This window comes from Lactobacillus sp. LL6 (assembly GCF_007570935.1).
In the GTDB taxonomy this organism is placed as follows: Bacteria; Bacillota; Bacilli; order Lactobacillales; family Lactobacillaceae; genus Lactobacillus.
Genome location: NZ_VLLR01000002.1, coordinates 59,740 through 74,141, shown reverse-complemented (window position 1 = coordinate 74,141; position 14,402 = coordinate 59,740). Strand labels below are relative to the sequence as shown.

13 protein-coding genes and 1 CRISPR repeat array are annotated in these 14,402 nt (G+C 30.1%); of the genes, 9 read left to right on the top strand and 4 right to left on the bottom strand.

From position 1 onward, the window contains the following. Positions 1-34: 34 nt before the first annotated feature. A complete protein-coding gene (locus FOD82_RS08860; RefSeq protein ID WP_144356116.1) occupies positions 35-502 on the top strand; it encodes a hypothetical protein in 468 nt (155 codons plus the stop codon). A 42-nt stretch (positions 503-544) separates the two neighbouring features. Here the strand turns inward: FOD82_RS08860 and FOD82_RS08855 are convergent, their stop codons facing one another. Both FOD82_RS08855 and FOD82_RS08850 read right to left on the bottom strand, forming a co-directional pair. Beyond that, on the bottom strand, positions 545-1,150 hold the full coding sequence (locus FOD82_RS08855) for a DUF5052 family protein (RefSeq protein ID WP_144356115.1): 606 nt from the start codon (positions 1,148-1,150) through the stop codon (positions 545-547). A gap of 247 nt (positions 1,151-1,397) precedes the next feature. Beyond that, positions 1,398-2,615, bottom strand: coding sequence for an IS110 family transposase (locus FOD82_RS08850; RefSeq protein ID WP_144355721.1), 1,218 nt, complete (start codon positions 2,613-2,615; stop codon positions 1,398-1,400). Between the two features lie 480 nt (positions 2,616-3,095). Here FOD82_RS08850 and cas6 point away from each other — a divergent pair, with 480 nt between their 5' ends. The 8 genes from cas6 to cas2 all read left to right on the top strand — a co-directional run bounded on the left by cas6 (position 3,096) and on the right by cas2 (position 12,017). Continuing rightward, on the top strand, positions 3,096-3,836 hold the full coding sequence (gene cas6, locus FOD82_RS08845; protein WP_144356114.1) for a CRISPR-associated endoribonuclease Cas6: 741 nt from the start codon (positions 3,096-3,098) through the stop codon (positions 3,834-3,836). A 16-nt stretch (positions 3,837-3,852) separates the two neighbouring features. Further along, positions 3,853-5,601 carry a type I-B CRISPR-associated protein Cas8b1/Cst1 gene (gene cas8a1 / locus FOD82_RS08840; RefSeq protein WP_144356113.1) on the top strand — a complete coding sequence of 583 codons (1,749 nt, stop codon included), beginning with the start codon at positions 3,853-3,855 and terminating at the stop codon, positions 5,599-5,601. After that, complete coding sequence (gene cas7i, locus FOD82_RS08835) at positions 5,594-6,496, top strand: type I-B CRISPR-associated protein Cas7/Cst2/DevR (RefSeq protein WP_144356112.1); 903 nt, start codon at positions 5,594-5,596, stop codon at positions 6,494-6,496. The genes cas8a1 and cas7i overlap by 8 nt, the downstream gene beginning before the upstream one ends. Continuing rightward, a complete protein-coding gene (cas5, locus tag FOD82_RS08830; RefSeq protein WP_242450224.1) occupies positions 6,477-7,220 on the top strand; it encodes a CRISPR-associated protein Cas5 in 744 nt (247 codons plus the stop codon). The genes cas7i and cas5 overlap by 20 nt, the downstream gene beginning before the upstream one ends. Next, positions 7,217-9,550, top strand: a complete 2,334-nt coding sequence (gene cas3 / locus FOD82_RS08825; protein ID WP_144356111.1) for a CRISPR-associated helicase Cas3' — start codon at positions 7,217-7,219, stop codon at positions 9,548-9,550. Before cas5 ends, cas3 begins: the two co-directional genes overlap by 4 nt. A 176-nt stretch (positions 9,551-9,726) precedes the next feature. Next, positions 9,727-10,150: direct repeats of the CRISPR family, unit length 30 nt; unit sequence GTTTTTATTTAACTTAAGAGAAATGTAAAT. Between the two features lie 57 nt (positions 10,151-10,207). Beyond that, on the top strand, positions 10,208-10,732 hold the full coding sequence (cas4, locus tag FOD82_RS08820; protein WP_242450223.1) for a CRISPR-associated protein Cas4: 525 nt from the start codon (positions 10,208-10,210) through the stop codon (positions 10,730-10,732). 8 nt (positions 10,733-10,740) lie between these two features. Next, positions 10,741-11,730: a type I-B CRISPR-associated endonuclease Cas1b gene (gene cas1b / locus FOD82_RS08815; RefSeq protein WP_144356110.1), complete on the top strand. Its 990-nt coding sequence runs from the start codon at positions 10,741-10,743 to the stop codon at positions 11,728-11,730. 2 nt (positions 11,731-11,732) lie between these two features. Then, on the top strand, positions 11,733-12,017 hold the full coding sequence (gene cas2 / locus FOD82_RS08810) for a CRISPR-associated endonuclease Cas2 (RefSeq protein WP_144356109.1): 285 nt from the start codon (positions 11,733-11,735) through the stop codon (positions 12,015-12,017). A 199-nt stretch (positions 12,018-12,216) separates the two neighbouring features. Here the strand turns inward: cas2 and FOD82_RS08805 are convergent, their stop codons facing one another. Continuing rightward, positions 12,217-13,380 carry a site-specific integrase gene (locus FOD82_RS08805; protein WP_144356108.1) on the bottom strand — a complete coding sequence of 388 codons (1,164 nt, stop codon included), beginning with the start codon at positions 13,378-13,380 and terminating at the stop codon, positions 12,217-12,219. Positions 13,381-13,549: 169 nt separating this feature from the next. Further along, positions 13,550-14,248, bottom strand: coding sequence for a hypothetical protein (locus tag FOD82_RS08800; RefSeq protein WP_144356107.1), 699 nt, complete (start codon positions 14,246-14,248; stop codon positions 13,550-13,552). Positions 14,249-14,402 lie beyond the last annotated feature (154 nt).

Genomic DNA, 14,402 nt, shown 5'->3' with positions numbered 1-14,402 from the left:
ATAATTAAATTATTTTAATAGATTGAGTGTGTTTATGGGAAAATATAAAAGAGAATTCATTTGGTTTTTGATTGAGTTTCCTGATAATCATAAAGAATGGTATTGTGTAAGTCATGTTTTAAGAGAGGCATTATTTGCTGAAAGAAGTGTAAATCAATATTGGAAAAATACGATGATTGGCAATTATATCACAGTTTCAATAAGCAAATATGTGAATGGACGTGCACGATTAAGAGTTGGAAAAGTTACTAAAATACGAATTTTACACCATGGATCTAAAGATTATCATTGGACTAGGAACCAATTTGTTACTCCAGACCATTTGAAAAATTTTTCAGATGCATTTAATTATCTTAAGCATAATTATACTTGGTACAATAAGCTTGCTATTGCCACATCCTTATATTACTGGCATAATGAATTGCTTAGAAGTAGAAATAGACAATTAAAGAAAAAGATTCGTCATTTTCGGTATTTATTAAGAAAGCAAATACAAAAATAGGGTAGATTAGCTATTTGACTGAAGGCTAATCTACCCTTTTAGTTATTTTAGACTGGAGATTGGATAAATAGTGTAATCTGCTCTATAGGCAAATAGACGATGTCCATCAATTACAAACTGAGTAGCATTTTTCATATCGCTTTTATGGACGGACACGTGCTTGCCAGCAAAAACAGCAATTGGCATACCAAGCTGACTTCTAATCATCACTACTTTTTCTTGTCCATTCCAATCATTTTTGAAATTTTGATACATTGTGTTTAAAAGTGGAACTGCTAAATTTTGATCTTGAATTTTAACGTGTTTGTTAAAAGTATCCTCATAATTCTTAAGTCCCTCATAAGCAATTAGAGTTGAGCCGACATGTGTCATCCGATTGTGTCCATAATCAACATCAATTACGCTAGATTTTTCACTGCCATTACTATCTTTTTGGGACATTTTTTTATCAGTATGAATATTAACGGACTTCGCTTTAATTTGGTCGATTTTTTGCCCATTCGAGTCATATGTAGAAACTGTCAGTGGAAGAGCTCCAACTTTAGAACGCATTGATAGTTCCCAGTTTTCAAAATTGCTACATCCGCTGAGGCCGATCGATAACAAGATTAAACTTAAAATTAATACTAATTTATTTTTTGATTTCATGAATTGTCGCCCTCTCTTAAAAGCTTTATAGGTTGATTGTAGCATATATTAAAAACATAACATTAAGAGAAGTGATTTTTCTACGTAAAGTCAAGTATATCAAGATGTTTAATTATCTTATTTTGATATATTTGGATTTCTTTGTTTTAATGGTGCGAATTATTTCAATTATGAAAGTACTGCAAAAGACTTCAAAGAAATTACCTCTTTGAAGCTAAGTTAGAGTATAATGAAGCTGATCAGTTAATTACGATTTACGTCTTTGATTTTGTTTGGCGACTTCGTAACTATACAACTGATCATTTTTGATTAGTGCATAAATAGTACGGATTAGCTTATGCACTGAAGCTATTGCAATCTTCTTGAAGCCTTTGCTTTGAGAAGATTTTTTATTTTCATAGTAATCCGCAATATGGCAAGGATTGGTCTTTGAAGCATTGTCTATTTGACCAACTGCCCGATAAAGAATCTTACGTGCAATAGCGTTACCATGTTTAGTGATACCAAGGCGGGAATCCATTTGGCCTGACTGGTATCTGCCCGGATCAATTCCAATAAAAGCATCAATCTTGTTAGGGTTGTCGAATCTCCTGATATCTCCGAGCTCTGCCAAAACACGTACTGCAGTAGTCTGGGCGAAGCCAGGGATACTTGTGAGGATTTCTAGATCACGATTAGGCAGCTTTTTAGATATATCAACCATTTGCTTAAGCCGCTCATCTCTGTCCTGATCAAGCTGGATGAGACGTTGGGCATAGTAAATTACATCGCTGGTTTCAGGACTATCAAGCTCTGCTACGGGATATGCTTTATTGGCAAGTTCTTTTAATCCTTGAGCAATTTTTTGAGCACGTTTGATGCCATAGCCTTTAAAATCCTTGATTTTATTGATAATATCTTCTGCTTCAATCTCTCTGACCGTTTGGCAATGCGGAAATAGTTTAACTAATTCCCAATAATTGCGGTTCTTGGGTGTAGAAACCACTGTTTCAATTTCAGGGAAAGTCAATTGCAAGATACGGTGAAGACGATTCTTGGCACTGACAATGTCGGAAGTCAATTCTTCATAAGAGCGGCTTAAGGCACGCAATCTATGATAATCTTCGGCTTCTTGTTTATTTGCCTTGTGTCTGTTTTGAAGCTGAATTCTGGCTAAATTATAGGCATCTGTTTTGTCGGTTTTATTATGACGAAGTCCCTGATCCATTTCTTTCTTAGCTTTTAAAGGATTAAGGATCACGTAATCATAGCCATAGTCTTCTAGAAACTTCTGCAGTCTTCTTGAATAGACCCCGGTAGCTTCAAAAATGATCTGAGGATGCTTTGAGAATACTGCAAGATTCTTGAGCAGCTCTTTAAATCCAAATGAATCGTTAGAGATCTTAAACTCTTTCCTGGTATCATCCATTAACATACAAATACTGGATTCACGGCTGCTTACATCAATTCCAAAAACAATATCCATCTTCAATACCTCGCTGTTTCTAAGTGATAAAACTGATTTATCCAGGCAGTCAGACTTAATTTTCTAAACTCGGCATCAGGTGCCCACATTCTTCGAGGAAGCTACTAACTGCAAGATAAAACTGCCAGTTTTTTATTCGGCGTCATGCGCCTAAATACCTCTCGGCATATTGTTTTATCACTATTTAAAGTTTACGGCTAAACGAAAAATAGTGAATCAATTATCCCGTCGGATAATCAATCCACTATTAAGCTTAGAATGTTTTCTATAAAAATATAAATTAATGAGTATTAGTGTTATACTAATATTAGTTTATTTAATTTGTGAAAAATGTAAAATGTTTATTTATATAAATCTATTTATATAACTTTTGAGAAATGAAATATAGACCATTGATTAAAAAATCAATGGTCTTTTTTTGTTGTAAGTGGTATCATTGATTTAAATAAACAAACATGGTTAATTAATTAGGAGGAACAAATGAAATTTGGAATACCGATAAAATTACATTCTAAGTCTGAAAAAGTAGGTAATATTGTAATTAATATTGATTATGATGCTAAAGTTTTATCTTTGATTAAACATGGACTTCAACAAGTAAATCCTGAATTATTTGAGAAACTATACTCAAAACCAACCCAAAAGTTATTTACAACTAGTTTATATTTTCAAAATGCAAAGTTTACCAAAGACAAAATCATATTAAATGAAAGGGGAGAAATGAAGCTTTTCTTTTCAACAGATGATACTTACTTAGGATTAAACTATTATAATGCATTTGTTAAATTGAGTCATGATAAGAATCTTACCTTTGGACCAAATTTAAATGCAGATATTGGTAAGTTATATATAATTGAACTAAAGCCCATTATAAGTAATAACGTTAAGTTTAAAACGATGTCACCATTAATATTACGTGATGAAAAGGGGATGTTTATCTCTTGTGATAATGAAAGTAAAATTGAAGCATATAATATTGCTCTTAGAAGAAATACTTTGACTAAACTTGAAAATAAACCAGAGTTACAATCTATGGTAAAAGATTTAACTTTTATTCCAATTAAAACTCGAAAAACTGTTCGTAAATCTTTCAATACTATGGTGGAGTGTACAGTTGGAACTTTTATGCTTAAAGGGAATCCTGCTTTATTAACATTTTTGGAAAATACAGGTTTAGGCGAAAAAACTGGGACTTTTAGCGGTATGATTTCTCCGGCATAGAAAGGTAATTTAAAAAATGGAAGAAAAAGTTAAACATGATGCATCAAAGTCTATTGAATTCCGTACAAATGGTTGGCTTGAAAATGCGGGTATTGTAGGATTAAGCAGAATTTTATCTGAAAAAGATTATAAAATTGACAAAACAGCTTTAATAATCAAATCTACTGCTTTGAATAGTTTCGCAGATAAATATTTTAAATATTTTATTAATAAATATGGAAAATATACTCGTTTTCAACGTATTTTATTTATGGAACTGGTATTAAAAGACTGGCAAGATAATGACTATGAGGAGTTTAATCAAGAAAATTTAAGTCAGTTAACGGATTGGTTTGATAATGTTTTAAAATATTCAATAAATAGTAAATCTTATATTAAAGTGATAAAGTTTATTAACTCAGACTTTGATGTAATTAATAAGACCAAAGCTTGTAGCAAGTTGATTAAAACATTGAAGAAGAAAAATGAATTAACTAAAAGATATGATGAAGCGCTTGATACTTTAAAAGAACTAATTCCACAGTTATTAGAAATAATTGACTATTTTAAGACTCCAATTGCTAAAAAGTATTTTCCTGCTAAAACATTAAGTTATCTTGTCATTAGAAATGCTTGGGATGGGGTATCCTTTCTAAATCCTCAAGCTAAGAATTTGGATTTTTATGATGATTTTCAACATTATTTTGTTGATCCAGTAAAAGAATATTTAAATAGAGATACTAAAAAAGACAAGTATATTTGTTCAAATTGTAATCGTACTATGCCGAAACAGACATATTCTTATGGATTTTTAAATGGGATGGGATATGATTTAAACCGAAAGACAAGTAATGCTTGGAACTTTGCGAATGATTTGTATATCTGCCCAATTTGCCAATTATTGTATGTAGCTACAAGTGCGGGATTTACTTATAATATGGGAAATAGGGGTATTTTCATTAATGATGATAGCAGAATTGAAGAACTAATTAAAAAAAATGATAGCGTTCTCGATGAAATGACTATAGATATGGAAAATAATGCCTATGCAACACCATATCGTGCATTTTCTGCTAATTTTGAAAAAGCTGCTATAACTCGGCAAAAAAATATAATGAGTAATATTCAGCTCATAAGTTTTGATAATGAAAAGTATTCTTTTCAAATAGTTCCTACGATTGCTTCTAAAGTATTCACACTTATTAGTGAAAACAAGTTGCATAATGGAAAAAGTATTTTGGAATCTTTATATTATGCTGGCATTAAAGGATATAAAGGAATTAATTACTATAGTATTTTTGATGAAGTTGTGCGAAGATTATTAAATAGTACAGAATTAATTAGTTTAGTACATATAATGGAATTAATGAAATTAAGTGATTCATCTAGTTGTAGATATAATAATTTCCATATTATGGCAGTTTTACAGATAAATGAAGAATTGATGAACCAACTTAATTTAAGAAAAGGAGAATACAGTATGAGTATTAATATGGAAGACTTTAGTAAGGTTAGAAGTTATGGTATAGCTATTCGTAATGGCTATGCCAACCCAAATAAAGCTCAAGCATTAGCATACAGAATGTTAACAGCATTAAAAGCTAATAATCATCAGCAGTTTTTGGATTTATTGTTAAATGCATATATGTATTTAGGCAAAATAGTACCTAAGGAGTTTATTAATAATCAAGAAGATGATAAGGCTTTTGAAGAATATGGCTATGCTTTTGTTGCCGGTCTTATTGGAAATGTAGATGAATTAAAAGGAGAAAATCAAAATGACTAAACAAGGATTAACATTAACAGCTATTTTTCAAGCTTCAAGTGCAAACTACGGTGAAAGTTTGGGGAATGTGTCATCTTTAAAGAAACTTACTAGAAATGATGGTCAACAATATACCTACATTTCAAGACAAGCTTTGAGATATAACATTATTGAACAACTAGGGGAGCCACTAGCAACGCTCTCTACTGATGGAAGCGGAGATAAAAAAGTTATTCAGTTTGCTAAGGATGCTTCAATAAAAGATTATCCAGAAATTGACTTTTTTGGTTATATGAAAACAGAAAAAGGCAATAACTCAAAAGTTCGCTCTGCTAAAGTTCGTCTATCCAATGCTATTAGTCAAGAACCATATAGAGGTGATATGGATTTCCTAACTAATATGGGTTTGGCTAGTCGTATTAGAAAATCCGAAAAAGATAATTCGATTAGTAATAGTATTGCTCAGTCTGAAATCCAAGATGCATTTTATTGTTATACACTTACTATTGATTTAGATCAGATTGGTATTGATGAAAATGATGGTACAAATTTAGATAACGAGGAAAAGAATCGCCGAGTAGCAAAATTATTGTCTACCATTCAATATCTTTACCGTGATATTCGTGGTCGTCGTGAAGATTTGAAGCCTTTGTTTATTATTGGAGGGGTTTATAATATTAAGAATCCTATTTTTGAAAATGCTGTAAATGTAAAAGATAATAAAGTTGATATTGAAGCATTGAAGAGTTTATTAGATGATAAAGAGATTGCAGATAATACTGAAGTAGGACTCATGGATGGAATCTTCAAGAATAGTAACAAGATTAAAGAGGACTTAAGTGCTGTTAGTGTCGCTAAATTTATGAATAAGCTTAAGAAGGAAGTTGCAAATTCTTATGGCGTTGAAAGCAATTAAATTAACTATCCATCAAGAAACAGCAAATTATCGAGTACCTAATAGTCATTTGTTTAGAGAAAGCTATCCACTTCCACCTTATTCTACTGTTATAGGGATGATTCATTATTTGTGTGATTTTAAGTCATATCATGAAATGAAGTTAAGTATTGGTGGAGATTATGCATCTACTGTTAATGACATGTATACTCGATATGAATTTAAAAATGGTTATAAGTTTGACTCTAAGCGTCATCAACTGAATGTTGAAGGTTTTGGTGTCAGCCGAGGGATTGGATATACACAACTGTTAGTTGATGTAAATTTAGTTATTCATATTGTTCCTGACAACCAAAATGAAGTTGATGAAATATATCAAGCGTTAAAGTATCCTAAAGAATATCCTAATCTTGGTCGTCGAGAAGATTTGGTAAATATTACAAGTATAAAAATAGTAGATTTAAAGAAAAAGCAATTAGATGAAGATTTTCAAGTGAAAAAGGCATATTACCTTAATTTTCGAAACGATGATGATACTAGCTTAATTAAGTTTAATGATGTTATTAAAAATGGACGTGGAACTTATTATGATATTAACAAGACTTATGAATTAACTCCATTAAAACGTAAGCAGTATTATCGCAAATGGAAAAAAGTTCATGTATTATACATTTCTGATTTTGAATTAGCAGAAGATAGTGAATTTCTTTTTGATGATGAAAGGGAGCCAGTCTTTTTAGCATGATGGAATTTTTAGCAAAATCAAATGGAGAAACTTTAATTGATCATACTAATAATTTGCTTAGTCAGTTAAAAATTTTGAAAAATACATATCCTGAGATTTTAACTAGGTCTGATTGGGAGTTATTACAGCTAGCCTGCGCATATCATGACTTAGGTAAAATTAATGATAAGTTCCAAGAAAAAATACGCAAAAACAAATGGCATATAGATGGTGAAATTCCTCATGGATTGCTTAGTATTACTTTGATTCCTAGAAAAGAGTTAGAAAAAAATTTTTCTGAAGAGCAAATTTGGGTTTTAATTAATTCAGTTGCAAGGCATCATAAGAGAGATTTTGAAAAAATAAATGCTTCTGATTATAAAGAAGAAGTAGATTCTTTAAAGCCTTTAGAAAAAGAGTTAGCCAAAAGAATTGATAAATTGAAAGCTCCATTAGAATTGCAAGATCCCAAAAAAGTTAGTCATAAGTATTTTAATTTTAAATCACAGCTATTACTTGAAAATGAGTTAAAAGAGTCTGATGAAGATGAATTAAAAATACGGCATAAGTTTGATGAGTATGTAAAAATTAAAGGTTTGCTTAATCGTTTAGATTATGCCGCTTCGGGACACTATAAAGTTGAGTCATCTCCAAGAGTAATATTATCTCAGAATATTTTACAACATTGGAGAAAATCCGAACCTCAGGCTAATTGGAATGAAATGCAGAAATGGACTTTCAAACATCAAAATAAAAGTATTATTGTTATTGGTCAAACAGGATTAGGTAAAACAGAAGCAGCTTTAAGATGGTTAGGAAATGAAAAATCATTTTTTGTGTTACCTTTGAAGAGTGCAATAAATGCTATTTATCATCGAATTAAAAATGTTGTCTTTAACAATGAATCATATAATTCACTTGGATTAATACATTCTGACATGATTTCTGAAGCTATTACTGAATTTGGTAATCAGAATAACTATAGTGACTTTCAAAAATATGTTGAAGAAGAAAAACAATGGTCAAAACAATTGTCTATTGCTACTCTAGATCAAGTTTTTTCTTTTGTTTATCATTATTCTAATTATGAACCTCAGATGGCAACTTTGGCTTATTCTAAGGTGGTAATTGATGAAATACAAATGTATTCTCCTACATTGTTAGCATATATTATATATGGTCTAAAAGAAATTCAAAGATATGGTGGAAAGTTTGAAATCATGACGGCAACTTTGGCCCCATTCATATTAGATTTGTTGAATATACATGGATTAAAATTTACAATGCCTGAAAAACCATTTTTAGATTCAAAAATTAACCATCGTCATAATGTAAAAACTATCCATGCTCAGTTAGAATCGAAAGATATTTTAGAAAAAGCTCAAGGAAAGAAAACATTAGTAGTTTGCAATACTGTTCAGAAGGCTAATAAGTTATATTTAGAACTAAAAGAAGTAGGTGTTGATGTTCACTTAATTCATAGTAGATTTATTAGAAAAGATCGCAGTATAAAAGAAAATGAAATTATTCATGCAGGCAAAACGACCAATCATAATTTTGAAGTTTGGATTGGCACTCAAGTTGTAGAAGCTTCTTTAGATATTGACTTTGATCTATTATTGACAGAATTGTCAGAACTAAATGGATTATTTCAGCGAATGGGACGTTGTTATCGTAAACGAAACTATAAAGGAGAAGATCCCAACGTTTATATTTTTGATGGTGGTAATAAGGCTACTTCAGGGATTAAGAGAGGACAGCATTCTATAGTTGATTGGACAATGTTCAGCATAAGTAAAAATGCAGTTAAAAATTTGAATGGTGTCTTAACAGAACAAGATAAGATTGATTTAATTAATACGAACTATACTAGTGAAAAAATTTCAGTAGTTGATGATAATTTTATTAGTAGAGTTGAAAATTCAATTAAATATTTACAAGATATTGAAGAAGCGGAACTTATAAAGAAAGATATAGTTTCTAGATTTAGAGGAATTAATAATGTTGATGTAATTCCTGAGCAAGTGTACTTAGATAATAAGGTTGAAATTACAGATAAGTTGATTCAACTTGATCGTAATAAACAAAAAATAAGAGTTTTATATAAGAACGAAAACAAAAATTCAAATGATATTACAAAGTTGAAAATAGAAAATTTAAAACTAAAAAATTATTTAAATTCTATGACTGTAAGTTTTCCTGTTTATCTACTTGATAAAAGTGACCTAGTTAAAAATGGAGATTTACAAGAGGTGGGATATATCATTCTATCTAAAGCTTTTAACTATAATTCAGAAACGGGGTTATCTTTGAATAAGTCAAAAGAGGAAGAAGATGATAATTTTATTTAAAGTCTGTCGATGTCCAATAAGTGAATTATACCTGTAGTTAGACAGATGTTATAGATGTTGCTATAAAAGGATTTGATGAAAAATTTGAAAATTATGGTGTATTTTTTAGTTAAATTAGACAGATAGACAGAAATAGGTCTATAATTATTGTGGCAGCAGGTAAAAATTAGCTTAGAGTTTTTATTTAACTTAAGAGAAATGTAAATTTTTTTATAAGCAGGATTGGTAATCTTGTGCTTTCTGGTTTTTATTTAACTTAAGAGAAATGTAAATTAATCTTAGTAACAGTACCAGATAAACCGGTAATGTTTTTATTTAACTTAAGAGAAATGTAAATTACCAGCGTCAGTAGCTTGACCTGATTCATCCATTAGTTTTTATTTAACTTAAGAGAAATGTAAATACTCAGCTCGTCGGTCGGTCGTCGGTCGTCGTCGCGTTTTTATTTAACTTAAGAGAAATGTAAATCGCAAAATCAAGTCATCTTTACCTTTACGCTGGACTGTTTTTATTTAACTTAAGAGAAATGTAAATCCGTTTACTAATAGGGGAGTAATAAATACAAGAAAAATTTTTATTTAACCTAAGGAAACTTCTATGTACAGTTATTCGTAATTTTCTTAATGTTGTGTAATAATTATATGGAAGCGCATTATAATGTGCTATAAAAAGAAGGCGAATACAAAAATGCGTGTTACTGGAAATATGGTAAATTACTATTTTGTTTGTAAAAGAAAGTTATGGCTCTTTACTCATCAAATTCAATTTGAAGAGACTAGTCAAAAAGTTCAACTTGGAAACATACTTGATAAAACAAGTTATGTAAATGAAGGGCTTCACCATGTTGCTATGGATAATCAAGTGAATATTGATTTAATTCAAAATTGGCAAACTGTTCATGAAGTTAAGAAAAGTAATGCAATTGAGCCAGCAGCTATTTGGCAATTAAAGTATTACATTTATTATTTACGTAAAAAAGGGATAAATATTTCAAAGGGGTTATTAGATTATCCTTTGCTTAAAAAGTGTGTGAAAGTTGATTATATGGATAATGATCAGAGACAAATGGAAAAATATATTGCAGATATAAAATATATTTGTGAACAAAAAAAGCCTGAAAAGCCCCATCTTATGCCAATATGTAAGTCATGTGCATTTTATGAATACTGTTTTTCTAAGTGAGTTCAATTATGGAAGATTATTATTTATTTTCAAGCGGAAAACTCGAAAGAAAAGATAATACTATCAGAATGATTAAAGATGATGGTAAATATAAAGATTTAAAAATAGAAGTTACAAGAGATATTTATATATTTGGTAAATTACAAGTGAATACAGATTGCTTGAATTATTTATCTCAAAATAAAATTCCGATTCACTTTTTCAACTATTATGGTTATTATACAGGTTCATTTTATCCTCGAGAACAGAATGTATCCGGTACCCTGTTAATTAGACAAGTGATGGCTTATGAAAATAGTACAAGACGATTATATTATGCTAAGAAGTTTGTACTGGGAGCTACACAAAATTTGCTTAGAAATTTAAAATATTATAATCGAAAGAAATTTGATTTAAAATCTTATATTAATGATATAGAAGAGTTGCAGAGAAGAATTAATAGCGTACAAAATATTAAAGAACTAATGGGATTAGAAGGTTTAATTCATAAGTCATATTATAGTGCCTGGAATACTATCTTCAATGGAAAGGCAGATTTTATTAAGCGTATTAGACGACCACCAGATAATATGGTAAACACATTGATTTCCTTTTTAAATACATTAATGTATACAACTTGTATATCGGAGATTTACGTTACGCAACTTAATCCAACAATTAGTTATCTTCATACCACTATGGAACGTCGATTTTCATTATGCTTAGATATATCAGAAATATTTAAGCCACTTATTGTAGACAGGTTGATTTTTTCTTTGATTAATAAAAAAATAATTACTGAAAAGGATTTTGAACAAAAATCTAATTACTGTTATTTAAAGACTAAAGGAAAGCAAAAGATTTTACGTGAATATGATAATTATTTAAAAAATAAAATACGTCATCGGACCTTACACCGAGAGATTTCATATCGCCATTTGATTAGATTAGAATGCTATAAAATAATTAAATCTTTAATTGAGGGTGAGGTCTATGAACCATTTAAAATTTGGTGGTAATTATGTATATAATATTAGTTTATGATATTTCATTGGAGGATAAACTGGGAGCTAAGGTATCTCGACATGTTTTTAAAATATGTAAAAAATATTTAAGTCATGTTCAGAAATCAGTTTTTGAAGGAGAATTAACAAAAGCACAGTTAGAAAAACTAAAGTCAGAACTTGATAACTGGCTTCGTAAGGATATTGATTCAGTTATTATTTTTAAGAATAATAATAAAAAATGGTTGAAAAAAGAATTTATGGGTACAGATTTGAGTGAATTAACCGATAACTTCTTTTAAACCAATATAAATAAAAGGAAGGTCACATAGGTCTTCCTTTTATTTATATGAATATGAGTGATATAACTTTTAGCAATATTTAGAGGTGAATCTTGCTAAAATAAATATGAATTAAATAAAAATATGGAATATGTATTAAGTTTAGACTTGATTTTTTATTCAGCCTTACGGGCTCAATGATTTAAAGAAATGATTTGCTTTATTTTTTACCTGAAATCCGTAAAGAATCCGTAAAACTTTCTAGTTTTGAAGCTAAATTATTTTTGGCATGTTTAGTAACATGAAGATAAATTTGCTCTGTAATTCTAGAACTTCCATGGCCAACACGTCTTTGGATAACATAAAGAGGAATGCCCATATCAGCTAATTTTGAAACATGAGTATGTCTAAAGATATGGGTTGTAAGTCTTTTGCGTATATGAGTTTCAGATTGAACCTTTTTTAAGTAAACATCTAGACTTGTTGTTTGCCAGACTCGATTATATCGGTTTTTAAAAATAAATTCATCAGCTTTTTTATTTTTACAATGTGCTTTTGCTAATTGTAAAGCTTCGTCTGATAGTAAAACTTCGCGATTTCCGGCAGCGGATTTTGCATTTTTACTTTTTATCCATTTCTTAAGGTTAGAGTCATAATAAAGAGTACCACAAACAGTAGCATACCAGTGACCATCAGCATCTTTAAAAATATTTTTCTTTTGTAGTGCTGCTACTTCTCCAAATCTCATACCAGTGAGATATATCCAAAGGACCACATCTTTTACGTCTTTTCGTTTATGTTTATCACAAAACTTTAATATTTTTTGAAATTCTGAATCTTCCAAATATTTGTTTTGAATTTCAGCATTTTTTTCTTGAGCTTCGTTTTTAAAGCTAATTTTTATGTTGTGAACCGTATTTTGGTTAATATAGCCATACTTAACTCCAAAGTTAAAACAGCTACTTAGAGCGTGAATACAAACTTTGGTAGCACCATTGGATAAGCCACGATTATAAAGCAATCCTTCAAAATACTTATTTAAAAATTGATTGGTTATATTTTTAACAATAATTCCTTTACCCCAATCTTTGTCTATTCTATTTAGGTTAGAGTAATAGAGTTTATAGGAAGTGGGAGACAATTGTTTTTTTGCAAGCTTAAGATATTTATTTTTAAGATCATGAAAAATGATATCGGTATTATTGTTTTGAACACCATCTAATTTTTTTCGAATCTTTTCGTCTAGAATTAATTGTGCTTCTTTTCGTGTTCTCCGTGTATCTTTAGCATACCTTACACTGACTTGTTGCCATTTACCGGTGAGAGGATTCTTCCAATTTTCACGAAAACTAACTTTGCCATTTTTGAGCTTTTGAGTCCACATAATAAAAACTCCTTTTAAAATATCAAAAATGTACAACAAAATTAACTGCTCTTTGATATAATAAAAGGGCAGAAAAAGTTGCTGACAATTTTTTCTGATTACGATTTAGTTCTGGTGTTCCCGCACCAGGTCATTGTCCCATGGTATTCCCGTACCGTGGGATTTTTTGTTATTGGTTATTTCCTAAAATAGTGTTTTTAATACTATTTGCAGAATTTGATATGTGCATAATTTGTTTTTCAAATTGATCATAAGAAACCGCAGACCAATTACCTTGGGTTAAACCCATTTGCTCCATCAAAATATTTTCTGCAGCATGGCGTTTTTTAGTTGGCATTGCTAAAACTTTATCAAATTTTTCAATATTTCCTACACTTGGATTTTTTAAAAAATTAATTTCTTCAGTTGAAAGTAATGGTGCTGACGGGGTAGTTGAAGTATTTTCTTCTGCTTCGACTTCTGTGTTTGGAAGTTCTTCAATGACCTTAGTTGTTGTAATTACTTTGGTCGTTGTGTGTTTACTTTTAAGGTTAGTAGTAAACCATGAATAGTCTTTTGAACTTCTCATTACGCAATATTTATTATTCTTGCCAACTTTCCATCCAACTTTGCTACCATTAGCTCGAATAAAAATAACTTTTCCTGGTTTTAAATAGCCAACTTTAGCTCCTTTTTTATTTTTGCTTAGTTTATAATAAGCAGTTTTTTTAGTTACTTTTACTTTGTAAAATTTGTTAGAGTAACGTTGCTTTTTGGTTTTAGCAGCTTGGACAACTTTAGTGTTTTCTGATGGCATGTTTGCCATGAAGTTAAAACTACTTACTAATGCAATTGAAGCCACAGTGCTTATAATTAATTTCTTGTTCATTGAATGAACCTCCAAAGTTTAATTTTCCAGCTTTTATTGTCTTCAGGATATTGGACAAGTTTCCGCTTATTAAGTGATATGCTATAATTAAAGCATCATCTAAGACAGCGGGTTTGGGTTTGACCCAAATCAATTGCTCTTGCGCTTTGCGTAA

Coding starts and splice junctions, on each gene's coding strand:
- FOD82_RS08860 (WP_144356116.1), top strand. CDS start 35: ATGGGAAAATATAAAAGAGAATTCATTTGGTTTTTGATTGAGTTTCCT.
- FOD82_RS08855 (WP_144356115.1), bottom strand. CDS start 1,150: ATGAAATCAAAAAATAAATTAGTATTAATTTTAAGTTTAATCTTGTTA.
- FOD82_RS08850 (WP_144355721.1), bottom strand. CDS start 2,615: ATGGATATTGTTTTTGGAATTGATGTAAGCAGCCGTGAATCCAGTATT.
- cas6 (WP_144356114.1), top strand. CDS start 3,096: ATGAAATTTGGAATACCGATAAAATTACATTCTAAGTCTGAAAAAGTA.
- cas8a1 (WP_144356113.1), top strand. CDS start 3,853: ATGGAAGAAAAAGTTAAACATGATGCATCAAAGTCTATTGAATTCCGT.
- cas7i (WP_144356112.1), top strand. CDS start 5,594: ATGACTAAACAAGGATTAACATTAACAGCTATTTTTCAAGCTTCAAGT.
- cas5 (WP_242450224.1), top strand. CDS start 6,477: ATGGCGTTGAAAGCAATTAAATTAACTATCCATCAAGAAACAGCAAAT.
- cas3 (WP_144356111.1), top strand. CDS start 7,217: ATGATGGAATTTTTAGCAAAATCAAATGGAGAAACTTTAATTGATCAT.
- cas4 (WP_242450223.1), top strand. CDS start 10,208: ATGTGCTATAAAAAGAAGGCGAATACAAAAATGCGTGTTACTGGAAAT.
- cas1b (WP_144356110.1), top strand. CDS start 10,741: ATGGAAGATTATTATTTATTTTCAAGCGGAAAACTCGAAAGAAAAGAT.
- cas2 (WP_144356109.1), top strand. CDS start 11,733: ATGTATATAATATTAGTTTATGATATTTCATTGGAGGATAAACTGGGA.
- FOD82_RS08805 (WP_144356108.1), bottom strand. CDS start 13,380: ATGTGGACTCAAAAGCTCAAAAATGGCAAAGTTAGTTTTCGTGAAAAT.
- FOD82_RS08800 (WP_144356107.1), bottom strand. CDS start 14,248: ATGAACAAGAAATTAATTATAAGCACTGTGGCTTCAATTGCATTAGTA.